Annotated in this window: 25 protein-coding genes; 6 read left to right on the forward strand and 19 right to left on the reverse strand. The window is 35.8% G+C overall.

The genetic code is table 11. From position 1 onward, the window contains the following. Positions 1 to 14: 14 nt before the first annotated feature. The 3 genes from gyrB to dnaA all read right to left on the reverse strand — a co-directional run bounded on the left by gyrB (position 15) and on the right by dnaA (position 5,010). The gene (gyrB, locus tag CCY97_RS01685; protein WP_112063763.1) at positions 15 to 2,339 is read right to left on the reverse strand and encodes a DNA topoisomerase (ATP-hydrolyzing) subunit B; all 2,325 of its coding nucleotides are present in this window, start codon (positions 2,337 to 2,339) and stop codon (positions 15 to 17) included. A 23-nt stretch (positions 2,340 to 2,362) separates the two neighbouring features. After that, the gene (gene dnaN / locus CCY97_RS01690; protein WP_112063764.1) at positions 2,363 to 3,427 is read right to left on the reverse strand and encodes a DNA polymerase III subunit beta; all 1,065 of its coding nucleotides are present in this window, start codon (positions 3,425 to 3,427) and stop codon (positions 2,363 to 2,365) included. A gap of 260 nt (positions 3,428 to 3,687) precedes the next feature. Next, positions 3,688 to 5,010, reverse strand: coding sequence for a chromosomal replication initiator protein DnaA (gene dnaA / locus CCY97_RS01695; RefSeq protein ID WP_112063765.1), 1,323 nt, complete (start codon positions 5,008 to 5,010; stop codon positions 3,688 to 3,690). A 115-nt stretch (positions 5,011 to 5,125) separates the two neighbouring features. On the opposite strand from dnaA, the gene ruvC reads away from it, so the two are divergent. Next, the gene (ruvC, locus tag CCY97_RS01700; RefSeq protein WP_112063802.1) at positions 5,126 to 5,602 is read left to right on the forward strand and encodes a crossover junction endodeoxyribonuclease RuvC; all 477 of its coding nucleotides are present in this window, start codon (positions 5,126 to 5,128) and stop codon (positions 5,600 to 5,602) included. A 51-nt stretch (positions 5,603 to 5,653) separates the two neighbouring features. Here the strand turns inward: ruvC and CCY97_RS01705 are convergent, their stop codons facing one another. The 12 genes from CCY97_RS01705 to CCY97_RS01760 form a co-directional block, all read right to left on the reverse strand. Then, entirely contained in the window at positions 5,654 to 5,953 is a 300-nt protein-coding gene (locus CCY97_RS01705; protein WP_112063766.1) for a YciI family protein, read from the reverse strand. A 13-nt stretch (positions 5,954 to 5,966) separates the two neighbouring features. Beyond that, complete coding sequence (locus CCY97_RS01710; protein ID WP_112063767.1) at positions 5,967 to 7,019, reverse strand: 7-cyano-7-deazaguanine synthase; 1,053 nt, start codon at positions 7,017 to 7,019, stop codon at positions 5,967 to 5,969. Continuing rightward, positions 6,994 to 8,655 carry a DNA primase gene (gene dnaG, locus CCY97_RS01715; RefSeq protein ID WP_112063768.1) on the reverse strand — a complete coding sequence of 554 codons (1,662 nt, stop codon included), beginning with the start codon at positions 8,653 to 8,655 and terminating at the stop codon, positions 6,994 to 6,996. Before dnaG ends, CCY97_RS01710 begins: the two co-directional genes overlap by 26 nt. Positions 8,656 to 8,677: 22 nt before the next feature. Next, entirely contained in the window at positions 8,678 to 9,964 is a 1,287-nt protein-coding gene (locus CCY97_RS01720) for a hypothetical protein (protein WP_112063769.1), read from the reverse strand. A gap of 33 nt (positions 9,965 to 9,997) precedes the next feature. Continuing rightward, positions 9,998 to 11,272 (reverse strand): UDP-N-acetylglucosamine 1-carboxyvinyltransferase, encoded by a 1,275-nt coding sequence (gene murA, locus CCY97_RS01725; protein WP_112063770.1) that lies wholly within the window; start codon positions 11,270 to 11,272, stop codon positions 9,998 to 10,000. A 9-nt stretch (positions 11,273 to 11,281) separates the two neighbouring features. Beyond that, positions 11,282 to 11,674, reverse strand: a complete 393-nt coding sequence (locus CCY97_RS01730; RefSeq protein WP_112063771.1) for a hypothetical protein — start codon at positions 11,672 to 11,674, stop codon at positions 11,282 to 11,284. Then, entirely contained in the window at positions 11,667 to 12,488 is an 822-nt protein-coding gene (gene galU, locus CCY97_RS01735; protein WP_112063772.1) for a UTP--glucose-1-phosphate uridylyltransferase GalU, read from the reverse strand. Before galU ends, CCY97_RS01730 begins: the two co-directional genes overlap by 8 nt. Positions 12,489 to 12,512: 24 nt before the next feature. Beyond that, positions 12,513 to 14,135, reverse strand: coding sequence for a lytic transglycosylase domain-containing protein (locus tag CCY97_RS01740; protein WP_112063773.1), 1,623 nt, complete (start codon positions 14,133 to 14,135; stop codon positions 12,513 to 12,515). Then, positions 14,136 to 14,414: a YggT family protein gene (locus CCY97_RS01745; protein WP_112063774.1), complete on the reverse strand. Its 279-nt coding sequence runs from the start codon at positions 14,412 to 14,414 to the stop codon at positions 14,136 to 14,138. It lies immediately after the preceding gene. Positions 14,415 to 14,418: 4 nt separating this feature from the next. Next, on the reverse strand, positions 14,419 to 14,742 hold the full coding sequence (locus CCY97_RS01750; protein ID WP_112063775.1) for a rhodanese-like domain-containing protein: 324 nt from the start codon (positions 14,740 to 14,742) through the stop codon (positions 14,419 to 14,421). A 61-nt stretch (positions 14,743 to 14,803) separates the two neighbouring features. Next, positions 14,804 to 15,352 (reverse strand): methyltransferase domain-containing protein, encoded by a 549-nt coding sequence (locus tag CCY97_RS01755; RefSeq protein ID WP_112063776.1) that lies wholly within the window; start codon positions 15,350 to 15,352, stop codon positions 14,804 to 14,806. Further along, the gene (locus CCY97_RS01760) at positions 15,300 to 15,641 is read right to left on the reverse strand and encodes a hypothetical protein (RefSeq protein ID WP_181562784.1); all 342 of its coding nucleotides are present in this window, start codon (positions 15,639 to 15,641) and stop codon (positions 15,300 to 15,302) included. Before CCY97_RS01760 ends, CCY97_RS01755 begins: the two co-directional genes overlap by 53 nt. Before the next feature lie 60 nt (positions 15,642 to 15,701). Between CCY97_RS01760 and CCY97_RS01765 the strand changes: the two genes are divergently transcribed. Next, positions 15,702 to 16,529 (forward strand): DUF455 family protein, encoded by an 828-nt coding sequence (locus CCY97_RS01765; protein ID WP_112063777.1) that lies wholly within the window; start codon positions 15,702 to 15,704, stop codon positions 16,527 to 16,529. A gap of 20 nt (positions 16,530 to 16,549) precedes the next feature. On the opposite strand, the gene CCY97_RS01770 is transcribed toward CCY97_RS01765, so the two are convergent. From CCY97_RS01770 to rsmA, 4 genes are read right to left on the reverse strand one after another with little or no spacing between them, the layout of a single operon-like run. Next, positions 16,550 to 16,789: a DUF2443 family protein gene (locus CCY97_RS01770; protein ID WP_112063778.1), complete on the reverse strand. Its 240-nt coding sequence runs from the start codon at positions 16,787 to 16,789 to the stop codon at positions 16,550 to 16,552. A gap of 10 nt (positions 16,790 to 16,799) precedes the next feature. Next, a complete protein-coding gene (locus tag CCY97_RS01775) occupies positions 16,800 to 17,765 on the reverse strand; it encodes a KpsF/GutQ family sugar-phosphate isomerase (RefSeq protein ID WP_112063779.1) in 966 nt (321 codons plus the stop codon). A 51-nt stretch (positions 17,766 to 17,816) separates the two neighbouring features. After that, the gene (locus tag CCY97_RS01780) at positions 17,817 to 19,886 is read right to left on the reverse strand and encodes a ribonuclease J (RefSeq protein ID WP_112063780.1); all 2,070 of its coding nucleotides are present in this window, start codon (positions 19,884 to 19,886) and stop codon (positions 17,817 to 17,819) included. Next, entirely contained in the window at positions 19,852 to 20,793 is a 942-nt protein-coding gene (gene rsmA, locus CCY97_RS01785; protein ID WP_112063781.1) for a 16S rRNA (adenine(1518)-N(6)/adenine(1519)-N(6))-dimethyltransferase RsmA, read from the reverse strand. Before rsmA ends, CCY97_RS01780 begins: the two co-directional genes overlap by 35 nt. A gap of 81 nt (positions 20,794 to 20,874) precedes the next feature. On the opposite strand from rsmA, the gene hisF reads away from it, so the two are divergent. The 4 genes from hisF (at position 20,875) to CCY97_RS01805 (ending at position 24,661) form a co-directional block, all read left to right on the forward strand. After that, on the forward strand, positions 20,875 to 21,633 hold the full coding sequence (gene hisF / locus CCY97_RS01790) for an imidazole glycerol phosphate synthase subunit HisF (protein ID WP_112063782.1): 759 nt from the start codon (positions 20,875 to 20,877) through the stop codon (positions 21,631 to 21,633). A gap of 4 nt (positions 21,634 to 21,637) precedes the next feature. Then, complete coding sequence (locus CCY97_RS01795; RefSeq protein ID WP_112063783.1) at positions 21,638 to 22,243, forward strand: purine-nucleoside phosphorylase; 606 nt, start codon at positions 21,638 to 21,640, stop codon at positions 22,241 to 22,243. Positions 22,244 to 22,262: 19 nt separating this feature from the next. Next, complete coding sequence (gene rlmN, locus CCY97_RS01800) at positions 22,263 to 23,363, forward strand: 23S rRNA (adenine(2503)-C(2))-methyltransferase RlmN (RefSeq protein ID WP_112063803.1); 1,101 nt, start codon at positions 22,263 to 22,265, stop codon at positions 23,361 to 23,363. Between the two features lie 107 nt (positions 23,364 to 23,470). Next, a complete protein-coding gene (locus CCY97_RS01805) occupies positions 23,471 to 24,661 on the forward strand; it encodes an epoxyqueuosine reductase QueH (RefSeq protein WP_112063784.1) in 1,191 nt (396 codons plus the stop codon). Positions 24,662 to 24,665: the final 4 nt, after the last annotated feature.

Consider the following 24,665-nt stretch of genomic DNA (forward strand, 5'->3'; position numbering starts at 1 on the left):
GATATTTTTAAAATTTATACATCAAGATGCTTAACATCTTTTGCATGGTCTTGTATATAAATTCTACGAGGTTCAACCTCATCACCCATAAAAAGCGTGAAAATCTCATCAGCACTTATATCATCCTCTAAATTCACGCGCAAAAGTAATCGATTTTCTGGAGTCATAGTCGTTTCCCAAAGTTGTTCTGGATTCATCTCACCTAAGCCTTTATAACGCTGTATATAAGCATCTTTTCTTGCACTTGATTCTATTTCTTCTAGAAGTTCTATCATATTTTTATTTTTCAAAAATTCCAAATCTCTATTTTTTATTTTTTCATAAATAGAACGTGCTTCTTTGAAAAATTTATCATTCCAAAGCTTTGTATTGATTTCTATTTCTATGAGACCCATACGCGTTTGTATATAAAGCTTCAAAGAATTTTCTGTAATAGTTTTACTAAGGATATGAGAATCTTGATTTTTTAAAAACATTTCAATTTGTTGAAAAAGTGTTTGATAATTTTCATTCATAAGTTGTTGATTCTCAATCAAATATTGCACAACTTCCAACATTGGATAGCGTTTTTCTAATTCTTTAAGAATGAAGCGATAATGTGAAATGGATTTTAAAATTTCAAGCAATTCGGTGTTACCAATACCTTCAAAGTTAAAGTTACCAATACCATTTTCTATTAAATATTCACTAAGAGCTTTTTCATCTTTAAGATAAACTTCTTTTTTGCCTTTTTTGAAACGATAAAGTGGAGGTTGGGCTATATAGATATGACCATTTTCTATAAGTGGTTTTAAATAACGATAAAAAAATGTCATCAAGAGTGTCTGTATATGGCTTCCATCTACATCAGCATCCGTCATAATGATAATTTTGTGATAGCGCAATTTTTCTATATTAAACTCATCACCAATCCCACAACCAAAAGCTGTAATCATATTTTTGATTTCATCAGATTTCAAAATCTTATCAAGCCTTGATTTTTCAACATTAAGGATTTTTCCACGTAACGGTAAAATCGCCTGATAGCCCCTATCGCGTCCTTGCTTTGCAGAACCTCCTGCAGAATCTCCTTCAACAAGATAGATTTCAGATTTTGCAGGATCTTTACTCTGACAATCAGCTAATTTACCAGGTAATGTACTAACAGAAAAGCTTTCTTTTTTACGCGTCAAATCCCGTGCTTTTTTAGCTGCTTCTCTGCCACGTGCTGCCATAATGGCTTTTTGCATGATAGCTTTTGCATCATTTGGATTCTCTTCAAAAAACTTTGAAATTTTTTCATAGGCTAGTTTTTGAACGATTGGTTTTACAAAAGAACTTCCAAGTTTCTCTTTAGTTTGCCCTTCAAATTGTGGTTCAATCACTTTTGTTGAAATAATCGCTACGAGTCCCTCTCGAACGTCATCACCTATCACTTTAGAATCTCTTTCTCTCACACTCGCATTAGATTCTATGTAATTCATAATTGCTCGGCTTAATCCAGCACGGAATCCTGATTCGTGTGTCCCACCTCCTGGGGTACGAATGTTATTCACGAAACTTAGCAGTTTTTCGTCATATCCATCGTTATAAGTTAATGCTATTTCTACTTCTACATCTTGTTCACTCGTCTCAAAGGTAATAATTTGTGAAACGAGTGTTTTGTGGTTAAGATCTTGGACAAATTGTAATAATCCACCTTCAAAATGGTAAGTTTCTTGGAAAGCACTGCGCTCATCGTGGAAATCGATTGTTACATTTTTATTGAGATATGCAATCTCTTTGAATCTACGAGAGAGTGTCTCTTTATTGAATTCTGTTACTTCCATAATCTCAGAATCTGGAAAAAACTCTATTGTTGTGCCAGTCTCATTTGTCTGTCCAATGATTTCTAAATCTGTTTGTGGAATCCCTTTTGCAAACTCTTGGCGATAGATATTGCCATCTTTTTTGATTGTCATGATGAGTTTGTTTGAGAGAGCATTCACTACAGAAACACCTACACCATGAAGCCCACCTGAGACTTTGTAAGAATCTTGGTCGAATTTCCCACCCGCGTGTAAGATTGTGAGTACTACAGTTGCAGCTGGAATACCTTCAGTTGGATGGATATCTACAGGGATTCCGCGTCCATTGTCTTCAATGATTGCACTACCTTCATTTGTTAATGTGATTTTTATTGCATTACAATATCCTGCCATGGCTTCATCGATAGAATTATCCACGACTTCATAGATCATATGGTGTAGGCCATTAATATTTGTATCTCCAATATACATTCCTGGACGTTTTCGTACTGCTTCAAGTCCTTTGAGGACTTTAATATTGCTGCTTTTGTACTCTTTTGATAAGTTTTGCATAAATTTCCTTGGGGGATAAAGTTTTAGAGGATGATTGGCATGATAATTGTGATGAAATTATGATCTGAAAGCATTATTGGCTTATTGTTTTGCTCATCAAGTTGGAGTGTGAATTCATCACTGTCAATTTGTGAAAGAAAATCTAGAAGATACTTAGAATCTACTCCTAATACAAAATCTTGGATTTTTATATCAAGTTCTATTTGTGTTGAAGCTTTGTGATTCTTGTCACTTAGAGACTCAAAGAGTATCTCATTTGGTTGGAAGTTGATTTTTATTTTATTTGAAAGTGAGCTTACAATCTTTACAGATTCAATAAATTTGTCTTTTGGCAGTTGTAGAGTGTATTTGAATTCTTTAGGGATTATTGATTCATAGTTTGGATATTTACTACTGATAATTTTGCCAAAAAATGTGTATTGGCCAGATTTTATGATGATATGCGTTTGGTTATAAAAGATTTCTATTTCATCCACAAATAATTTTAAAATTTCATTTATAGAACGCTTTGAGATAATAAGGGAAAGAGTGTTGATGCCTTGGCTTTCATGTTTGATTATTGCTAAACGTCTTGTATCAGTAGCTACAAAGTTAAAAGAATATTCTTTAATATCTAGTAATGCACCATTGAGTTCAAATTTTGGATTATTAGTATCAATAGCTGAGTTGATTTTTTTGATTGAATTGAGGAATTTATTGGATTCTATATTGAGTTTATGATCTGGTGTGTATTCTGGTATATCTGGAAATTCATCTACGTTATACATTGGAAGATTGAGTTTGGATCTGTTTTGTTTTATGAGCAATGTATTATTTTCAACTTCTAGAGTTATGTTGCCTTCTTTGAGTGTTTTAATGAAGTTAAGTATATCTTTTCCATTTGCTGTGGCTTTTCCTTCTTCTTCTGATTGGACTTCAATTTCTGATTGTATGGCTATTTCATAATCTGTAGCTCTAATGATTAAGGTGTTTTCACGGCATTGAAAGAATACATGTGCTGTTATTTGAGAAATATCTCTTTTTTCTAAGAAATTTTGGCAGTTTGAGAGAATATTTTCAAGTTGTGTTTTTTCTATGGTTAGTTTCATAAGATTACTCCTTAATAGATTTGGGAATTTAATTTTGTATTTTAATAAAATATAGTAGTAATAGTAGGGTCAGTGATTTTGTGAAAAGTTGGTTTTAGCTTTGATTTTTTAGCTATTTTTAGGGCTTTAGGACCAGTTGGTTTTTCACATCTCTTATAATGAGTTTTTCACGTTTATTCCCGTTTGTGTTTTTCATCTATACACCAGTTCTGGCTACTACACTTTGGTTCTATTATAGCCTAATTTGTTTGTGAGATAATTTAAACTTCAGGGATATTGTTATTTTTTACTTTGTTTTGAATCTCTTCAAGGAGTATTTTTAGATTATCATCTTCTCTCATTTTTTCTTTTATAGTTTTTAGAGCTTTACTTACGGAACTATGGTCTTTCATGTTGAGTTTATTTGCTAGTACAGGCATTGAATTTAGTGTAAGGGTGTGTGCAATGTAGATAACGATTCTTCTTGCACGTGCTATTCTTTGACTTTTTTCTTTTGAGGTAATTTCACTTGGTTTTATATTGAGTTCTTTGGCAACTATAGTGATAATTTGGTCGATTGTTATGTTTTCTATACTTTCTTTTTGATAGGATTTAATCAGACTTTTAGCAATATTAAATTTTGAGCTGTTTGGGTTGAGATTTGATTGTAAATTTATATTTTGGATAATTCCTATTATTTGTCGGATATTGTTGATTTTGGTCGCTATGTAATTGATTGTTTCAGAATCTAGTGGAATTGCGTTGAGCTCACATTTTGTTTTAATGATTTCGATTTTTGTGTCGAGTTCAGCATTTTCAATTTGAGTGATGACACCAGATTCAAATCTTGAACGTAATCTTTCCTCTAATCCTCGGATTTTTTTTGGTGGCTGATCGCTTGTAAGTACGATCTGTCCTTTGTTTTGTCTGAGTTCATTAAAGGTATGGAAAAATTCTTCACAAATATGTTCTTTTCCTCCAAAAAACTGGACATCATCAATTAATAAATAATCACATTTTCTATAAGTGTTTCGGAATAGATCCATTGCTCTTTGGGTTTTACGTAGTTGGAAATCATTCAAAAATTGTTCTGCTGTTATATAAATAACTTTTTTACGTTTTTTGGCAACAAAGTTATAAATCGCATTAAGTAAATGGGTTTTGCCTACACCTGTTTGTCCGTAAATTAATACAGGGTTATAACCTCCTTGGTTTTCGCAAATTGTTTTTGAGATAAGAAAAGCATGTCTGTTTGAATTCCCAACAACAAAATTTTCAAAAGTTTCGCTTTCATTGTAGTTGATAAGAATCTGATCAGTTTTTTGTATTGTTTTATTATTTTTAAAATTTTTCACATCTTTTGGAAACTCTTTCACATAGATGTGAATTTCTGATCGTATTCCAGCTACTTTTTCAGTACAGAGTTTGAGTTTTTCTATGTAGTTTGTTTCGATCCAATCAGCAATAAAAATATTAGGTGCATAAAATTCTAATAAATCCATTCTTTGCGAGTTTTCGTCGTATTCTAATGTGGAAAAATAGCTTTGGAATTCATATTCTGAAATCTCGCTTTTGAGTTGCTTGAGGATTTCATTTATGTACATAGAATCTCCTTGAAATTTTTGGTTTGGAGTTTGTAAATTAATGTGAATAACCTGTGAAAACTTGATGAAAAAAGAGGGTGTTATAATAAGCAAAAATTGTTTAAATTGGATTGAAATGAATATCTTAGGTATTGATCCTGGAACCAGAAATTGTGGATATGCGCTAATAAATTGTGATAGAAGCACACTGAATCTTATTGAGGCTGGTTTTATAAAGATAAAAGAAAGAATTTTACAGGATCAGATTGTGGAATTTATCGAAGGTATAGATGTGATTTTGCAAACTTATAAAATTGATGAGGTGGCAATTGAGGACATGTTTTATGCTTATAATCCAAAAAGTGTCATAAAACTTGCTCAATTTCGTGGTGCATTAAGCTTGAAAATTTTGCAAGATTTCGGGAATTTCGCAGAATATACACCTTTACAAATAAAAAAATCACTTACGGGAAATGGCAAGGCCGATAAAACACAGGTAGCATTTATGGTAAAACGCATTTTGCGTATCAAAGGTGAAATAAGCCCACTTGATATTACAGATGCTCTAGCAGTCGCTATAACACATGCACAGAGAATACAGAAAAAAATCTGAGAGCTTATTAAAAAAAATTTAGCTTTTCAAGCAGGTTTTTTTATTTATTTTTTAGTCTTGTAAAAAATTTTTTAGTAAATCTGTATAGAGAACAGGTGTAAATTCTAAAATTTCATATGTAGCAGCATCGTTTTTGAAAAATGGATCAGCTCGTGTGAAAGCAAGAGCTTGTTGCTTATCGTTGAATCTCCCTATGATAACTCCACCAGTGCGTGGATTCTGCGGACCAGATACAAGTAAAATATTTTTTTTATATCCTTGTTTTAAATATTCTCTATGAAGTGATAAAAGAGATTCTATTGTATCTAAGGGTTGTGTGTAGGTTACAATAATGCAAAAAAGATTTTTCATTTATTATCCTTAATTAAGTATTTAAAAGCAAGTATTTTGTGCAATCCTCTTTTTTGAGAGCTTTTGTTGTTAAAACTTCATCTCCAATGCGGACATTGTAGCTTTTTCCAGATTCTGTTTTTGCGTAGCTTAGTGTAATTTGTGCGCCTAAGAGTTTATCTTCTTTACACGCACCTTTTTCTATCAATCCCACAGGACCAACAGAATCTAGTAAGATTATCTGCTCCATTTCCGGATTTGGAATACTGAGTTTTTTATTTTCTTCCTCATTCCTACCAATCACGCATCTTGAGCCATTTTCTAAAACCAAATACCGACCTACTTTTATCATTTCTACATCTTCTACAACCATTTTACGATGGCCTGAGAGATCTTTGATTTTACGCGCAATAGAATCTTGCGTAAGCAAGCAACCCCCACCGGGCTTTTCAAAATATTTGAATCCAAACTCTTCTATCATTTTTAACTGTCTTGTGCGCCCTCGTCCGATCACATCAAGGAGTCTCTCTCTATCTACCCAGCCCATTTTTTCTGGAAAGCTTGGTTCTAAAAGTTTTGCACTCATTGGACGCAAAAGCAGTTCATCAAGTGTTTTTGGTTTGCTAGGATCACTTCCATCGCGACTTAAAATTTTGTCAAATTTTTGATTTTTCCCAACGTCTCTTACAAGCTTTTTAACTTCATCAAGTGCTTGTTTACGTTGAGACTTTGGACGCTGTCCCAAGACTTCACCACTAATCACAAAATCTGCACCAGATTCTAAAAGATAATCAAAAGCATTGCCAAACATATTTGCATGGCAGTCAATGCAGGGATTAAAATATTTGCCATATCCATATTTTGGTGTGAATAATACAGAATCAAAAAATTGTTTTTTTATATCAATGATTTTGAGTTCTACAGGAATTTGGGCAGTGGCATTTTGGAAATATTCTAATTTATCTTTATTCCCGCCAAATCCTATATTGAAATGTAAAGCAATAACCTCTATGCCTTGATCTTTGAGTAATTTCATAGCAATAAGGCTATCACAGCCTCCGCTAAAAAGTGCCAAAGCTTTTTTCATAGCTTATAAGTTCTCCTTGTAAAAGTTTTGTGAGTTTGTTCCTAATTGTAGCCAGAGTTTCTAGTTTTTGTTTTGGATCGGTATTGAGTTTATTGATCATTTGTAAGTCTTTTTTGTAAGCTTGGGTTATAAGAATTCTTAAATGTTCTTTGAATTCTTTGATGTTTCGTATGGCTTTCAGATTGCTATTTAGCCAAATGGAGCGCAAATCTTTATCCTCTTGAGCTTTTTTACCTTGAAGTAAGAGGATGTATTCTTTTGCATAGTGCATAAAAACAGAGCTATCAATATATTCGGCAGCTATATCTATCCATTCAGGATTTTCTATCAGTGTAAAAATAAGAGTGCATTCGGCAATATCATTTTGAGAGTTTAGAAATGTCTGTATGTCTGCTATTTTGTGGTTGATTTTAATAAGCAGCGGATTTATACGCAAAGCGTTTGCAACAAAATTTGCATATTCAGTTTGCAGAAGTGGAGTGAGTGTTTTAAGAAAAGCCAGCGATTCTTGTAAGGCTTTTTGTTTTAAAAGAGGATCTGTGATATTGAAGCTTGTAATAATTTTTTGCAAAACAAACTCAACAAATGGTATGGGTTTTGTAAAAAGTTCTTTGAGTTCTTCTAACATATTATTTGCAATCATATCAGCGGGATCCAGATTATTGCTAAATAATACAACGCCACCAATAGCGCTTTCTTTGCTGAGTATTTTTGCTGCTTTAAAAGCAGCATTCACTCCAGCATTATCACCATCATAGCTTAGAATAATCTCTGCTTGGAGTTTTTTTAGAAGCGGCAAATGCTGCTCTGTAAGTGCCGTGCCAAGGGTTGCTACTGTGTTCTTAAATCCTGCTTGATGCAACATAATCACATCAATATAACCTTCACAAATAATGATTCTTTTTTCTCTGAAAATAGAATCCTTAGCGATGTGATAGCCATAGAGTAATTTTGATTTATTAAAAATCCTGCTTTGAGGGGAATTTATGTATTTTGCAGGATTATTTTTATCTAGACTTCTGCCCCCAAAACCTACAATTTTTGCGTTATTTGAATGTATAGGAAAAATAACGCGTTCACTAAAACGGGCATATTCTCTTGTGGAATCTCTGCCTATAACGCCAAATTCTAATGCCTCTTGTTTATTCAAATTATTTGCGTTTATAAATTTTAGAGTTTCAAAATTAGCTGGAGCATATCCTAACTTAAAGAGTTCTATGCTTGATTGTGAGATTCCACGAGATTTCAAATATTCAAGTATTGGAGCATTATTGAGCAATTGTCTTTCATAAAATCTTGAAATATCTTCTAGTAGTGTGCTTTGTTTTTTGTTTGTAGTGTGTTTTTCATAAGTAAGCGTGAAGCCTATCATTTCGGCTATTTTTTCTACACTTTCAGTAAAGTTCAAGTGTTCGTATTCCATCACAAAGGAGATACAATCTCCTCCAACTCCGCAACCATAGCAATGGTAGCTATTACGCGCAGGGCTTACAATAAAACTTGGAGTTTTTTCGTTATGGAATGGACAGCAAGCAGAGAAGTTCGTTCCTGCTTTTCGTAAATCTATGTAAGAACTGATGATTTCGACAATATCGATTCGGTCTTTAAGTTGCTCTATTGAATCTTTTGTGATCATTGCACAACATAGATACTAGCTATCAAAATGCATATTGGATATAAGCTTTAGCAAAGGAGCGATTAAGATTTTTATAGCTTGGTTCATCTCCATCTCCATCAGATTGTTTGCTTTCAAGCATATAAACACCAAGTGCTCCTATTTCAATATCATAGATGCTGGTGTATCTAAACCCGAGAGAATACGCACTTTGAGAGCGCTCAGAATTTCTGCTATCTCTTGCTAAAGCTTCGATGGCGAGGTTATCAAAACTCATATCAAAAAATCCATAAATTGTTCTTGTTTCTTCGTTGTACATATTTGTTGTATGCGTTCCAGAGTGCAAACCACCAGGTTGAATCACATTGAATCTACTATGTCCGTGATTGTGTGCTTCAAAACGAGAATTACTATCCATATTCGCTAACTCGAAGATATGTTTTCCGACTTTTTGGAAACCTATGCCAAATTCTATGTTGTCCCCATACCCAATAGCTTGCTCTATGATTCCAATATAAGAGTGTCCGCGTGGCTCTGTAATATGTGTGGTAATTTCATCTTCATGACCATGCTCATCATGTATTTCATTTGTAAAGAGAGAGTGTAGATAGGCTCCGTGTAATGTCGTGCTTATGTACCAGTTTTGGGATATATCAAAATTAAAGTTAATCTTTGTCCCAGCAACATTAAAAAATGTTGGCAAATAGTAATTGAAAGGTGAAATGTGTGTATATGGAGCTTTTATGTCTGCACCAGCAACAAAAAGGTCTTTTGAATCATAAAGCTCATCATAGAAATTGAAATTATGCAATCCTATTTCACGCGTAGTGTGTGCCTGATCATCGACCCAAAGACCATAGATTCGAAAATATCGAGAATTCAAAGAAGCCATAGCTCCTTGTAATGAATGTCCAATCCAATCAAGATGCTCATCAAATCTTCCACCTTTGATGCTTAAAGTGAGGCTGTCAAAGCTATGAGTGAAGTCCAAATACGCGATATTTTCGATAAATTTTGATTCCACATAAGGAGTGGATTGACCAAAAGGTGTGAATGCAGTAATTCCTAGTCCCGCTCTTAATCCAAATGGTGCATCAGCATTCATTTGCATCGTAGTAAAAAATGTCGAGTAAGAATCTTTGTTCGCATTCTCATTTTTAGAAGCAAGGGCACTGGATTTTGCAAACCAACCAATAGTTCCATATAGCGCAACTTCATCGTTGTGATTATGTCCATGGTGATGATGGTGGTGATGGTGTTTATCAGTTTCTGCATAGGCGACGCCACATATAAGACAAAAAGCAAGGGTGGATTTTGTGAAATTTGTCATAAAGACTCCTCAAAAATTGATTTTCTTTCTCACTTAAGAGAATCTCCGTATTTTAGCACCTAAAAGCCCCAATTTATTCTCTAGATTCTCATAACCTCTATCAAGATGGTAAATTCTACGCACATTAGTTGTGTCTTTTGCTACAAGGGCTGCTAAGACCAAGGCAGAGGAAGCACGTAAGTCTGTAGCCATGACATCTGCACCAAAGAGCGGCTTTTGTCCTTGGATTTTTGCAGTATTGTTTGTAAGTTTTATATCTGCACCCAGGCGCTGTAATTCATTCACATGCATAAAGCGATTTTCAAATAATCTTTCTTCTATTACACTGACACCTTGGCATTGTGTGGCTAATGCCATAAATTGTGCCTGCATGTCAGTAGGGAATCCGGGATATTCTGTTGTGATAAGTTCAAATGGATTGAATTTTTTGGCGGGCAAAATACGCAAAGATTCACAATCTTTAACGATTTGTTTTTCAAAACTAAAGCCAATTTCTTCTAGTTTGTCTAAAATTGCTTGCAGGTGTGATGTATTAAGATTTTTTAAAGTGATGGAGGAATTTGTGATTGCTCCTGCGCACAGATAAGTGCCAGCTTCGATTCTGTCTGGGATTACACAAAAGGGTTCAAAATCTAGCAATACGCCATCGCTTCCTGTAATCTCTAATTCATTGCTGCCTATACCTTTTATTTCTATACCATTTTTATTGAGAATCTCGCAAAGCTGAACGACTTCAGGTTCTTTCGCGGCATTGATAATGCGCGTTTTCCCTTTGGCTAGTGCAGCTGCCATGATGATATTTTCACTTCCTGTTACAGATATTTTGTCAAATAAAATATCTGCACCTTTAAGGCCATTTGGTGCTTGCGCTATGATATAGCCACCTTTAATTCTTATTTGGGTGCCCATTCTTTCCAATGCTTTTAGGTGTAAATCTACAGGACGTGCTCCTATAGCACAACCTCCTGGCAAGCTCACTTCGCATGCTCTAAAACGTGCAAGTAATGCACCTAAAACCAAGATAGATGCACGCATTTTACGCACGATGTCATAGATTGCACGTGTGTGGATGATATTTTTGCATTCAATGCCAAGTGCGTGAGAGCTTTCCCATGAGACGTTTGCGCCCAAATGTTCTAGGAGTTTTATGAATGTTTTTACATCAGCGACATTTGGGAGATTTGAGATTTTTAATGCTTTATCACTTAAAAGACTGAGTGCAAGTAGGGGTAAGGCCGCGTTTTTGGCTCCAGAGATTGGAATCTCTCCTTCTAGCTTCAGTGATTGGGTGATTTGTAAATAATCCATAGCAATCCTTTATTTGTCCCGTTTTTGTAGGGCTGTAGCAATTTTTGTGCGTATTTCGTTTTTGGAGTTTGGATTATCATTTTCTAATTCATCTCGCCATTTTGCTACGGCTTCGGCTTCCATAAGCAATGGATTGACACAAAATTCATAGACCAAACCAAGCCACATTTCATAATCTTCTTTTGTGTCAGGACAGGTGCGAAAATTTTTACAAAAGTCATCATAATGGATTTTTAGTTTTTCTTTATTATTTTTGTAGGTACTTACATCTTGCGTGAGTTGTTGCAGCGGATTTTTTATTGTTTGTGTATTGTAGGTTGTGAGGATTCCAGCGACAATAACTGGCAGTCCAAGCATGAACATCATCAACCAACAAAAGAGATAAAAAAATGTATCAAACATAATCTTTGAATAAATCAATGCTAGCTTTTATATATCCTTCTACCGAGCCACAATCATAACGATTCCCCTTAAATTTGTATGCTAATACTCTGCCTTGTCTTGCCTGCTCTAATAGCGCGTCAGTTATTTGAATCTCCCCTTTTTTTCCCGGTTTTGTAACGCGTAAGATATCAAAAATATCAGGAGTGAGAATATAACGCCCAATGATTGCAAGATTACTTGGTGCAGAGTCTATAGCAGGTTTTTCTATCATATTACTTACCCTATAGACACCACTTTCTACCTCGTCACCTTCAATGATTCCGTACTTATCAACTTCTTTTTTACCGACTTCTTGGATAGCGACAATTGAGCAACGGTATTTTTTATAAAGCTCAACCATTTGGGCTAAGATTCCTTGCGAACCTTTGTTTATACATAAATCATCAGCCAAAATTACTGCAAAGGCTTCTTGACCAATGAGTACTTCACCGGTGAGAATTGCATGTCCTAAACCTTTCATTTCATTCTGTCTTGTGTAAGAAAAACTGCAAAGATTTGTCAAGCGACGAATATCTTTGAGCAAATCCTCTTTATCAGTGCCTTGAATCTGATGTTCCAGCTCGTAGTTAATATCAAAATGATCTTCAATGCTTCGTTTTCCGCGTCCTGTAACTATTGCCATTTTATGACAGCCTGCTTCTAGTGCTTCTTCTACGCCATATTGTATGAGCGGCTTTGTAAGCACGGGAAGCATTTCTTTAGGCATAGCTTTTGTTGCAGGCAAAAATCTTGTTCCATATCCTGCTGCTGGGAATAAACATTTATCAATCATAAATCCTCCTTGATATGGCGGCATTTAATTTAGCGGGATCTCTTTGAGTAATTTTTCAAGCCTGATATTATTGCCAAAAAGCTCTTGATAAATCACATAATTAGCTAGAACTTTTTGCCCATAGAAGCGGGATTCCTCATAAGGAATAAGTTCTAAACTTATCCAGGGTTCAAAAGCGCGATTTTTGAGAAAAAGCCTCTTTTTTTCCAATGCTCTTCGTAAGAAACCTGGACCCCCATTATAAGCGTAAGACACAAGAAGTGGATGTTTGAATTCACCTTCTAGTTCATCAATATAGAATCTTCCAAATTCTAAAGCTATCACGGGGTTAAACATATCTTCGAGTTTTATATTTTTTATACCCATATTTTTAGCAAAGGGTTCTACATTAAAAGGCATGATTTGCATCATTCCAAGCGCATAAGAAGTTGATATAAGGGCTGGCAGAAAGTTAGATTCCTGTCTAGCAATAGCGTAAGTTAGCGACTTTTGGTGTGTGTTTTTCCATTTGATTTCTTGGCTAAATGGAGTGATAAAGTAGTTATTTTTGTATTTTGTAGCACGATTATGGACAAATGCCATGTGTGCTTGGGAATACTCAAAAGCAAACTCGCTGATAAGAGAATCGAGTGCATCTGTGTCTTTCACTTTTAAGAGATTTGCATACAAAATCTCCCACGCAAAAGGATCTTGTATGTCAAATGGAGCTTTTTTGCCACGAATATTTTCAAGCTCACTCAAAATCACATAGCTTGGTTTTGTGCTGAGTTTTTGGTTTGCATAGATTGTATAAATATCGATGTGGTTGCTTGTGGTGAGTTTTTGCAGTATCTGGTTATCGCCTTGTAGTAGGTATTGCCAAAAGAGCGCTTTGTTTATAAATAATGGATTTTTGTTTGCAAGTTCTGAAAGCTTGAAGTATTGTAGAGCATATTTTTTGTTGTTGGCTAAAAGCTCATTTATTCCTAACAAAAAGAGCGTATAGCCATTGTAGGTTTTTGTTATCTTCGCACCCAAAAGAGATTTTTTGAATTTTGGTAGGGAGTCTGAGAGGATAATGCCTTGCAGCATTTTGTCAAACTCTGGATCCTGTTGTTCTGCTAGTTTTTTGAGTGTTTGGGGTTTAATATTTTGGTTGATGATTATTTTTTTCTGGTTTTGATTAAGTTGGGAGTAGATTTGTGCGAAGGTTTTTGCATCGCTGTTGAGCATATTAGTAAGGATAGCTTTAGAGCTTAGAATCTGCACTTGTTTGTATAGACTTTTGTTTTCTTGCACAGCTTTTTTTAGAGTTTCTAATTCGCGTTTGGGCAGTGAGGGAATCTGTGAAAGTTGTAATCCATAGCTTATACATTCGATGTCTTCTTTGAGCAATGTTTCAATATTAAGACTTTTGCAGAAAAATTCTCTTGGTAGTTGGTGTGGTGTACCCTTTTTTTTCATGAGTGCAATTAACTTAGGATTTTTGCGATTGATGAGCTCATAGGCTTTGGTAGCCTCTTGGAGGCTTGTGTTTTCGTTGCTTAAAAAGCGCCAAATATAAAAATCGCGTGCGAGTCCCTTCGGCTTTGATTCTAAAAACTCTAATGTGATATTAGTACCCAAGAGAGATGAACAACTTAGTACAAAAGCCAAAAATTTACGCATTTATAGCCTTTGTGCTAATCCCGTGAGAAATAGGTCAATGAATTTTAAAAATAAAATCACAATGAGTGGAGCTATATCAATACCACCGAAGACAGTTGGTATGAATTTGCGCACATAAGAGAAAAGCGGCTCGCTTAAGCGATTAAGAATCTGCACTATTGGATTATACGGATCAGGGCGCACCCAGCTCACTAAAACAGTAGCAATCAGTACCAGTATATAGAGATTTAATGCGATGCTAATTACGCTTATTAGTGATTGTAAAAATACAGTGAGCATTGAATTATCCTAAAAAACCAAGGAGTTCAAAGTGCGCAAAATAATCATCGAAGTAATATATATTTTTGCAACCCGCTTCTATCAGATGTGTTCCTAAAACACTTGCTGTATGCCCGCTGTAACATACAAGCAAAATTTTTTCATCTTGGTGTGATTTGGCGTATTGGTACACATCTTGCGCGGAGGTTAAGTGTATGGAATCTTTAATATGCGCAGCTTTGAAGTCTTCTTCGTCACGTATATCAACAATAAGAAATTTTTGATTTTCTAAATCATTAACATAAATTGGGGTTGCAAGAGAAAGATTATTTTTGCCTTTTAACTGCATAACTGTCCTTGGTTGTGTTTGGCTGCTTGCGTTAGAAGCAGCGATTATAACCGAAACTCTATTAATAGTTTCGATGCTCAAGCAATTTGGAGTCCTCTTGTGTTTTGCTTTGAAGACATTTATGAAGCAGAAAATACAGGCCACGATTTGCAAACTTTACAATCAACATAAAATAGGTTTGGTTGATTTTATTTTTACTGAAAAGATGTAATCCTTTGTAGGAACAAAAATAGAGATTTTTCTCTTGCGCGATGGATTCTAAGCTTTTGTGTGTGAAAAAACTAATATGTTGTCCGTGTGAAAATCCATAATACCACCATTGTTTGTCTCCAGAATATTCTGGAATCGAAGTAGGCAGGAGTTCTGTAGAAAATAAGAGGTTTGGAGAAAGCTCAAGCATATACATAATTTCTTGTTTTGGATTTGCTAAATGCTCAAATACTTCAAAGCTTGTAGCAAGAGATGGTAGGGGATAGGAATCTTTGTGTCGCTCCCATTCAAAGCCGCGCGCATAAAAATTATCGCAATATTTATCTTCCCAAAATGCCTGGATTCCACTATCGCGTAAAAGTCTCACGAGCATTCCATTGCCGCCTCCAAGATCTAGCAAACTTCGCTCTACCTCCCCCCCCCCCAATATTATTTTTTCCATGATTTCTAAAGCCAAAAAGCAGATAAGCTATGCAAACAACGATTTTGTGTAGATATAAGTTTCGTGCGATGATCCCTGTATCTGATATATTGATTGCTTCTGTGTAGGCTTCTTGTAGCCAATGCACATTTGTTCCAACACTTAAAAATCCACAACTTTGGCATTTGAAAAAATTTTCATCATAGGCATTGAGGATTTTTGCTTGGAATGCCACTTGTGTATTCTGTCCGCAGATTTTGCATTTCATATTCGCTCCTTTTATAAAGTCAATGTATCAATAAGAAGTGTTTGGTGTTAGAATCAAGACATGAAAAAAGAATTCTTTTCTACTCTTGAAGGGCTTTTGGACATAGAGGATTCTAACGCACTCAGAACAAGTTTTGCGGATTTCTATGAAGATTTTAAAGCCAAAAAATTTTATTTAGAATCTGATACGGATTCCAAAGACTGCAAAGAATTTGGCACTCTCAAGCTCTGTAAGGCGCAAATTGTAAGCCCATTAAAAATAAATCGCCCCAAAAAAGTCTGCTCTATAAATACCACAGCAAAAATTCTGCATTCTGTAGCGCATATTGAATGTAGCGCGATCATTTTGGCTCTTGATACGGCATATCGATTTAAGGGTATGCCTTTAAGATTCTATGAAGATTGGTTAGAGGTAGCAAGCGAAGAGATAAGGCATTTTGCGTTGCTAGAGGAGTTGTTGTGTGAGCTTGGCTATAAGTATGGGGATTTTAGTGTGCATAACAAGCTTTTTGAGGCATTGTGTGCAACGAGCAAGGATTTAAGTGTCCGTCTGGGTGTAGTGCATAGAGGTTTGGAAGCAAAGGGATTAGATGCAAATCCTTTCGTATTAACAAAGCTTTTGCAAACCACTTTGCCAATTACTAAAAAACTCAAAGAAGTTTTTGACATTATTTTGTGTGATGAGATAGGCCATGTTTCTAAGGGTGATAAATGGTGGAGACTTACACTAAATACTCTCAAAACTCCATATTCTTTTGTGGATTTATGCAAGGAATTTGAGTATTTTACTTTGGCTGGAAAGGTGATGAATATAGATGCAAGACTGAAGGCTGGTTTTAGCCAAGAGGAACTAGAGCAAATGCAAGACTATTTTCATAAAAGGGCATAAGTCAAATAAAATAGAGTATCTTAAAAGATCAGCATTTCGCGTTTGAGCTTATTGAGTGAATCTATTTCGCTTTTTAGTTTTTCTACCTCTGTGTCAATCTGCTCAAGAAGTGTAAAAGTAAGATTTTCAGGCATATCTTGTGAGCCACGCTTTATCATAATGTAATCAAGCATAGAGATCTTTGCCATAGCTAAAAGGATGTTTATATCATCGCGTATTTCTTCAATATTTCTAAAAATGCTATCAATGCGTTCAAACATTTGCTCTCCTTTAAGACTTTATCCCAGCGCTTATAAGCGTGTGTAGGTGTATAACACCTTGTATGTAATCTTGTTTGTCTGTGATTATAAGTATTTGGATTTTGTTTTTTTCAATCAATTTTAGTGCGTCATAAGCCAACATATTTGGATCTTTGCAAGTTTTTGGATTTTGTGTCGCGTAGGCTAATACTTCTTGTTCTATATCAAAATCTTGCTTTAAAAGAGCGCGGCGTAAATCCCCATCACTTAGCACAGCTATGAGTCTGTCTTCTTTGGTAATGAGCGCATTTCCAAGTCGTGCTTGCGTCATGATGAGTATAGCTTCTTTTAATGATGTTTTGTGGTCGATAATGGGGAGATCCTCTGTCTGCATGAGATCTTTTATTTTTATAAAAAGTCGTTTTCCCAAGCTTCCTCCTGGGTGGAATCTTGCGAAACTTTCATGAGTGAAATGTCTGTAGCGCATAAGGCATACAGCCAATACATCGCCTAATGCTAGTGTGAGTGTGGTTGAGCTAGTAGGAGCGGCATTCAGCGGACAGGCCTCGCTTTTTACCGAAATATCCAAGAAAAAATCCCCCATTTTTGACAGGCTTGATTCTTTGTTTTTACTCATAGTGATTATTGTGTTGCCAAAGGATTTGATATGTGGCATGACATCAAGCAACTCTTGGCTTTCTCCACTATAGCTGATAGCCAAAATCACGTCTTTTTGGGTGATTATTCCCAAATCTCCATGCATAGCTTCTGTGGGGTGCAAAAATACACTAGGCGTGCCGGTAGAGGAAAGTGTAGCGGATATTTTTGCAGCGATATGTCCACTTTTGCCCACACCAATGACTATAAGCTTTCCTTGGGCTTTCGCAATCACTTTGACAATGTTTTTGAGCTCTTGAGAATCCAAGTGATTGATAGAATCTAAAAGCGCTTGAGATTCTTTCTCTAGCACTTCTTTGGCAATCTGCGCAAAATCCATTATTTTTCCTTTTGTATTTTTTAGAATTTTTTGGTTTGCTTTTGATTGTCGTTATATTACATACACCACAACTTCTATGGTGGGGTATTTTTTGACTTTTTTGAATATATGTTTTCGGAAACTTATCGCGATTTCTTGTTCGAAATTTTTTGGATTTGCGGATTCTTTTTTGGGATTTTTGATTATAAACTCTAAGAGTTCATTCATTTCTTTTTCAAACCCCTTATCTTCTTTGTTTGCTACAAGTCCATAGCTTGAGATTCTACTGTTAAGAATCTTTTTGTCTTTGGTGATTTGTGCACTTACAAATACGACTCCATCATTTGCAAGAGTCTGCCTGTCTTGCACAATATCTATGTCAATTTGGCGATTGATTTGGTTATCAATAAAAATCTTGCCATTTTTTACGCTGCGCACCTTGCGTATATAGTTTGGATTAACCTCAATCTGATCGCCATCTTCCATAAGATAGATGTTTTTTTCTGACACTCCACATTTTATCGCTGTGTCTTTGTGTTTAGCTATGTGGTTGTATTCCCCATGTATAGGTAAGAAAAATTTTGGTTTGATAAGCCTTAGCATAAGCTTTTGCTCTTCTTGGGCTGCATGTCCGCTTACATGGATTTCGCTAAAGTCTTGGTAGGCTACGCGCGCGCCTGCTTTTATGAGGTAATTGAGTACGGTTGAGACAGAGCCTTCATTGCCAGGTATTGCCTTAGCAGAGATAATCACCATATCGCTAGGCTTGATTTTGATATGCCGATGCTCATCTGTAGCCATACGATAAAGAGCGCTCATAGTCTCTCCTTGAGAGCCAGTAGTTACGATAAGAATCTCCTCATCAGGATACTTTTCTACTTCGTGTGCTTCTATGAAAATATTTTGTGGTAGTTGTATGTAGCCTAGTTCAAGAGCTATTTCAAGATTTTTTTCCATCGAGCGACCAATGACTGCTACTTTTCTATTAAATTTCAATCCATATTGGATAGCTTGATATACGCGGTGGATATTTGAGCTAAAAGTGCTCATGATCACGCGTCCTTGTGCTTGTTTGAAAAGTGATTCAAAAGTTGGTCCTACGCTTGCCTCGCTAGGGGTTGTGCCTATGCGGTGAGAATTTGTAGAATCACTGAGCAAAAGCATTACGCCTTCTTCTCCATAATGAGCTAAGCGGTGCAAGTCGGTAGGAAGATTGTCAATTGGCGTATGATCGATTTTAAAATCACCTGTGTGTATAATCACACCAGCTTCTGTACGGATAGCAAGCGCTGAAGCATCGATGATTGAATGCGTGATATTGATCCATTCGATTTCAAATTCCCCTATTTTGATTGGTTTGCGTTTTTCTACGATTTTAAAAAATGAGCGGTATCTTTTTAATCCGTGTTCATCGAATTTGCTTCCTATCATGCCAAGCGGCAATGGAGTTCCGTATATAGGAAACTGGAGCTGTTTATACAAATAAGGAACTGCACCAATATGGTCTTCGTGGGCATGTGTGATGATAACGCCTACAATCTTATCTTTGATAGCGTGTATATAGCTAAAATCTGGTATGAGTATATCAACACCATGCATTGTTTCATCAGGGAAGCTCATGCCTACATCAATAACAATTGCGCTATTTTGTGTTTCAATGACTGTGATGTTGCCACCAATTTCCCCAAGCCCACCAAGTGGAGTGATTCTTACACTCGCTTTGGTGTTAAGGTTGAGTTTTGAGTGCGCATTGAGGCTGTCTTGTTGTATCTTTGTGTTTGCTTCTACTCCACGTCTGAGATCTTGATGGAGGCCGAGATTATCTTTTTCATTCGGATCGCGCACTTCTCGTATGCCATTTTTGCTCTCGTATAAATCTTGCATGTGTTGATTCTTGTGTATATTTTTACCGCTCCATCTGCGCTTTTCAAAAGCATTGCGGGAATCATGTTTTGGAGAAATATCGTTTTGGGGATATTCTTTTTTTTTGCTTTCTACTTGTTGTGGTTTTTGTTCAGATTTGAATCTTTTTGCAAATTTTTTAAAACGATTTTCTTGTGTCTGTGTTGTTTGATTCTCCTTTGTATTAGGCTGGTTGTCTTGAATATCATGAGATTGTGGGTTTTTGTTGTTGTCTTGCATTTTTTAACTCCTTGTTTTTGTAAATTTCAAGATATTGTTGTGTGTTGACTTCGTGAGGTCTAGCATCAGAGGGGATTTGAAGTTGCGAGAAGATTTTTTGCGTTTCAAACATATCCAAATTTTTACCAAGTTTTTTACGCGGTGCGCGAAAAGCAGATTTTAAAAACATTTCAAATTCTGAAATTCTAAAGTCTGGATATGGCAGATATTTATCAATAAAAAATACGCTTGAAGTTACTTTTGGCACAGGTTCAAAAGCTGTGTTTGGGACATCAAACAAAATATCTGCTTTACCAAAAACCTGCGTAAGTACGCTTAATGCACAAAAGTTGCTTTGCATACTCTGAGCGCAAAATTTTTGTGCTACTTCCTTTTGTGTCATTACCAAAATGTATTTGCACATATGATCTCGTAATGCACGAGTGATAATATGCGTAGCGATATAGTAAGGAAGGTTTGATATAAGCATATAAGGCTTATCCCATAACCAAGATCCCATATTACTAGCTGTACTTTTTTTATTTTTAGAATGCAGATTCCGTGTTAAGACGCTTTTGTGTGTTTGTGGATAAAATCGTGGCACAACACTCTTGTCCCTACTCTCTAATTCCAATACATTTTTGTTGATAAGTTCTACTCTACCGCTTTCTACGAGTTGTGGAAAGTTTTTGCAAAATAAAGAACACAAGTCGGCATCGACTTCATAGGCAACTAGAGAATCTCTTTTTGCTAATTCTTGTGTCAAATCACCCAAGCCAATCCCAATCTCTACAAGTTGGCAGGGCACATTGGGAATCGCTTGTATGATCTTTTCAAGATAGATGGAATCTCTTAAGAAATTCTGTCCGAGATGTTTTTTCGCCTTATGTACAATAGTGATGTTTCCTCCACCAAATCCTATAAAAATGTTACAATTGTAGCCAAAAACTTATTTAGAATTATCTAAATATCTTTGACTTAGGTCTGAGATATTGTTAGGCTATCTTTCATGGATTTTGCAAAACGTATTATTCCCTGCCTTGATGTCAAAGATGGGCGAGTTGTTAAGGGTGTAAATTTTTTAGGCCTTAAGGATGCTGGGGATCCTATAGAAGTAGCGCGTAGATACAATGATGAAGGTGCAGATGAGCTCGTGTTTTTGGATATTACTGCAAGTCATGAAAAACGTTCGATTATGCTTGAAGTGGTAAGGAGAGTAGCACGTGAAATCTTTATACCATTTAGTGTGGGTGGTGGAATCGATAATGTTGATGATATATATGCATTGCTCTGTGCAGGTTGTGACAAAATCAGTATCAATAGTGCAGCGTTAAAAAATCCTTGCCTCATAGAAGAAGGTGCGAGACGTTTTGGAACCCAGTGTATAGTCGTGGCAGTTGATTATAAGAGACTTACAAATGGCCAATGGAGTGTGTTTAGTAATGGTGGACGCATAGATATGCAAAAAGATTTGCTCCAATGGTGCAGGGAAGTATATGATCGTGGAGCAGGGGAAATTTTGCTTACGAGTATGGATTGTGATGGTATGAAGAATGGCTATGATTTGGAAGTGCTTAGAACCATAAGTTCTGTAGTCCAGATTCCAATTATTGCGAGTGGGGGTGCTGGTAGAATGGAGGATTTTTTACAAGCATTTTCAAATGGAGCAGACGCTGCGCTTGCAGCAAGCGTATTCCATTATGAAGAAATCAAAATTATGGAGTTAAAGTCATTTTTAAAACAACATGATATAAGCGTGAGAATCTGAGTTGATGTTTGTGTGTGCAGGGAATAATGAAAGTTTTAGTTTTGCGCATACAATTGGTGTGGGGTTAATAGAGAGTGCATCCAATCTTACAAAGATATGTATGCGCGAAAATGTCGATGAAATTATTTTCATCGGTAGTGCAGGAGCTTATGATACAGATCTTAATATTTTGGATTTGCATGTTTGTTTTGCAGCTACACAGATAGAACATTCATTGTTTCAAGGAAATTCTTACACGCCCTTACAAAATTTTATACAATCAAATGCGCCTTTCCCTAAGTTTCTTGCTAGGTTTTTACAGGAACACAATAATATTGTTTCATGTGGAACAAAACATGTGAATAGTTCAAACTACATTACTATAGATTCTCAAATGGCAAAGGTTTTTTTTATGCAGGGTATATCTTTAGAGAACATGGAGTTTTTCTCTGTGCTGCAAATAGCAAATTTTTTCAAGATCCCATGTTGTGGTATTTTTTGCGTGAGTAATTATTGCGCATCGAGTGCTCATGAGGAGTTTTTGCACAATCACAAATCAGTAAAAGCAAAACTCGAAGCGTTTTGCATGCAGCTTTGTGATCGTGCAAAAAGTCGAGGTTTGCATGGATAGAGCAATAGTTAAAGAGAATATGCAAAAATCAGAAAGCAAACATAATATTTTTGGTTTTACTTTCGCGGAATTAGAGCAACGTTTTTCTCCTAAGTTTCGTGCAAAGCAAATTTATAAGTGGCTATATGTGTATTATGCGCAGGATTTTTTGCAAATGACAGATTTACCTAGAGATTTGCGTAATGAACTAGAACAAGGGTTTTGTGCAAAAAATCTTGAAATTGTGCGTGTTGAAGAAAGCAGAGACAAAAGCAAAAAATACCTTTTTAGAACGCAAGATGGTTACACTTTTGAATCCGTGCTTTTGCAAATGAAAGAAAAGCAAATAGATGAAGATGGAAGGATTCTTCGTAGCGAAAAATGGACCATTTGCGTATCTTCCCAAGTAGGCTGCAAAGTAGGCTGTGCATTTTGTCTTACGACCAAGGGTGGATTTCAGAGAAATTTAGAATCTGGCGAGATTGTAGAGCAAGTAACGCAGATCAAAGCACATAATGGCATTGCTCCACAAAAACGCGTAAATATTGTGTATATGGGAATGGGTGAGCCATTGGATAATTTAGAGAATGTAGCCAAAGCAGTAAAGATTTTGGGTGAACTTAATGGGTTGAGTATTTCTGCGCGTAGGCAGACCATATCAACAAGCGGTATCGCTCCTAAGATTTATGAGCTAGGAAAACGTAATCTTGGCGTGCAGCTTGCTATATCTTTGCATGCTGTTGATGATCATTTACGTAGTCGTTTGATACCTATGAACAGAAACTACAACATAACACAAGTGTTAGATGAGGTGAGAAGATTCCCGGTGGATATGCGCAAGAAGGTGATGTTTGAATATCTGATGATAAAGGATTTGAATGACAGTTTGCAAGAAGCAAAAAAACTTCTTGTTTTGCTTGAAGGTATCCGCTCAAAAGTCAATATTATTCTTTTTAATCCACATAGTGGAAGCAGATTCCATCGGCCAAGTTTACAAAAAGCTAGGGAATTTGCAGATTTTCTTACGCATAGGGGTTTGCTTTGCACGATTAGAGAATCTAAGGGCTTAGATATTAGTGCAGCATGTGGACAGTTGAGAGAGAAAAACATACAAATTGTTTCATGTGGAACTGAAGGGTAAGTGATGGATTTGCTTGATTGGATAATGATAGGATTTTTGATGGCTGTATTTGTTGGTGGGAGTGTATGTTTTTTGTATTATGCTTACAAATCTGATAAGGGTGAAAAATGATTTTAGTGCATATTTGTTGTTCAGTGGATAGCCATTATTTTTTACAAAAACTGCGAGAAAAATACCAGGATTCTCATTTGGTAGGGTATTTTTATAATCCCAATATCCATCCAAAGTCAGAATATGATGTTCGCTTGGCTGATGTAAAGAGAAGTTGTCAGATGTTAGGCATCGATCTTTTTGAAGGAGAGTATGAACTAGAGCATTGGCTAAAGTGTGTGGAAGGTTTGGAGGAGGAGCCAGAAAAGGGTGAGAGGTGTAGCAAATGCTTTGATATTCGCCTTATAAAAACAGCCATTTTTGCAAAACAAAGAAATATTAAATTATTTACGACAACCTTGCTTTCTAGTCCTATGAAAGAACAGCAGATTTTGTATGTTTATGGAGATAAAATTGCTAGTGATTATGGGTTAGAGTTTATTAAAATTGATGTACGTAGCAATGGTGGCACACAAGAGCAAGCCCAGTTGGCTCGCGATGATAAGTTATATAGACAGAGTTATTGCGGATGCAAGTTTGCACTTTTAAAACAAAGACAAAAGCAGCAAAAACTTTCACTTGAATTGTTAGAGAATTTAGGTAGGCAATTTTTACCTGCAAGCAATGAGGACAGGGTAGAAACCTTTAAGTGTCGTGATAGACTAGAACAAGAGCAGATACCTTATGTGTTGTCTAAGCGTACAATTATCGCCTGGCGCAACCTACGAAGTGTTGCAAAATATAGGGATTTGCCACTTGATATTTATGTACTTGCAGATTCTAAAAGTAAGAATAATGTGAAAACTTCCAAGATAGTTTGGATAAAAAGTGCAGTATTCTCTCCGTTACATATTGCCGCTTTTTTGGGTATAGGTGATAAGAGGACAAATACTTTTGGAGAATCTCAGATTTGTACGCAAAAGTCTTGCAGTGTATTCATAGGAAGTGCAAGCAAGGATGATAGTGTGTTTTTAGATATACAAGGCTTTAATACATTGTGTCAGACGTCTTATGAAAATGTCGCCCAACTTTTGAAAAATCCATTATCTTATGAAATGGAAAATGCTTTAAGAATCAGCATTTGTGGAATTTCTAGCATTAACCCAATAATAGTTTTAGATAAAAAAATAGAATCCAATTTGCGCTTGCAGATTGAGACAATATTCCAAGAAGAAAGTGTGTTCCGACTCTTAGAGGGCGAAGTTTAGATCC

The organism is Helicobacter sp. 10-6591 (assembly GCF_003288805.1).
In the GTDB taxonomy this organism is placed as follows: domain Bacteria; phylum Campylobacterota; class Campylobacteria; order Campylobacterales; family Helicobacteraceae; genus Helicobacter_F.

What these genes read in the sequence shown, in the direction of transcription:
- ruvC (WP_112063802.1), top strand. Translation starts at nt 5,126, where the DNA reads ATGAATATCTTAGGTATTGATCCTGGAACCAGAAATTGTGGATATGCG.
- galU (WP_112063772.1), bottom strand. Translation starts at nt 12,488, where the DNA reads ATGATTGATAAATGTTTATTCCCAGCAGCAGGATATGGAACAAGATTT.
- rlmN (WP_112063803.1), top strand. Translation starts at nt 22,263, where the DNA reads ATGCAAAAATCAGAAAGCAAACATAATATTTTTGGTTTTACTTTCGCG.
- gyrB (WP_112063763.1), bottom strand. Translation starts at nt 2,339, where the DNA reads ATGCAAAACTTATCAAAAGAGTACAAAAGCAGCAATATTAAAGTCCTC.
- CCY97_RS01770 (WP_112063778.1), bottom strand. Translation starts at nt 16,789, where the DNA reads ATGTTTGAACGCATTGATAGCATTTTTAGAAATATTGAAGAAATACGC.
- CCY97_RS01705 (WP_112063766.1), bottom strand. Translation starts at nt 5,953, where the DNA reads ATGAAAAATCTTTTTTGCATTATTGTAACCTACACACAACCCTTAGAT.
- dnaG (WP_112063768.1), bottom strand. Translation starts at nt 8,655, where the DNA reads ATGATCACAAAAGATTCAATAGAGCAACTTAAAGACCGAATCGATATT.
- CCY97_RS01740 (WP_112063773.1), bottom strand. Translation starts at nt 14,135, where the DNA reads ATGCGTAAATTTTTGGCTTTTGTACTAAGTTGTTCATCTCTCTTGGGT.
- CCY97_RS01795 (WP_112063783.1), top strand. Translation starts at nt 21,638, where the DNA reads ATGTTTGTGTGTGCAGGGAATAATGAAAGTTTTAGTTTTGCGCATACA.
- CCY97_RS01765 (WP_112063777.1), top strand. Translation starts at nt 15,702, where the DNA reads ATGAAAAAAGAATTCTTTTCTACTCTTGAAGGGCTTTTGGACATAGAG.
- CCY97_RS01780 (WP_112063780.1), bottom strand. Translation starts at nt 19,886, where the DNA reads ATGCAAGACAACAACAAAAACCCACAATCTCATGATATTCAAGACAAC.
- dnaA (WP_112063765.1), bottom strand. Translation starts at nt 5,010, where the DNA reads ATGTACATAAATGAAATCCTCAAGCAACTCAAAAGCGAGATTTCAGAA.
- murA (WP_112063770.1), bottom strand. Translation starts at nt 11,272, where the DNA reads ATGGATTATTTACAAATCACCCAATCACTGAAGCTAGAAGGAGAGATT.
- CCY97_RS01805 (WP_112063784.1), top strand. Translation starts at nt 23,471, where the DNA reads ATGATTTTAGTGCATATTTGTTGTTCAGTGGATAGCCATTATTTTTTA.
- CCY97_RS01745 (WP_112063774.1), bottom strand. Translation starts at nt 14,414, where the DNA reads ATGCTCACTGTATTTTTACAATCACTAATAAGCGTAATTAGCATCGCA.
- CCY97_RS01710 (WP_112063767.1), bottom strand. Translation starts at nt 7,019, where the DNA reads ATGAAAAAAGCTTTGGCACTTTTTAGCGGAGGCTGTGATAGCCTTATT.
- CCY97_RS01750 (WP_112063775.1), bottom strand. Translation starts at nt 14,742, where the DNA reads ATGCAGTTAAAAGGCAAAAATAATCTTTCTCTTGCAACCCCAATTTAT.
- dnaN (WP_112063764.1), bottom strand. Translation starts at nt 3,427, where the DNA reads ATGAAACTAACCATAGAAAAAACACAACTTGAAAATATTCTCTCAAAC.
- CCY97_RS01760 (WP_181562784.1), bottom strand. Translation starts at nt 15,641, where the DNA reads ATGAAATGCAAAATCTGCGGACAGAATACACAAGTGGCATTCCAAGCA.
- CCY97_RS01775 (WP_112063779.1), bottom strand. Translation starts at nt 17,765, where the DNA reads ATGGATTTTGCGCAGATTGCCAAAGAAGTGCTAGAGAAAGAATCTCAA.
- CCY97_RS01720 (WP_112063769.1), bottom strand. Translation starts at nt 9,964, where the DNA reads ATGACAAATTTCACAAAATCCACCCTTGCTTTTTGTCTTATATGTGGC.
- hisF (WP_112063782.1), top strand. Translation starts at nt 20,875, where the DNA reads ATGGATTTTGCAAAACGTATTATTCCCTGCCTTGATGTCAAAGATGGG.
- CCY97_RS01730 (WP_112063771.1), bottom strand. Translation starts at nt 11,674, where the DNA reads ATGTTTGATACATTTTTTTATCTCTTTTGTTGGTTGATGATGTTCATG.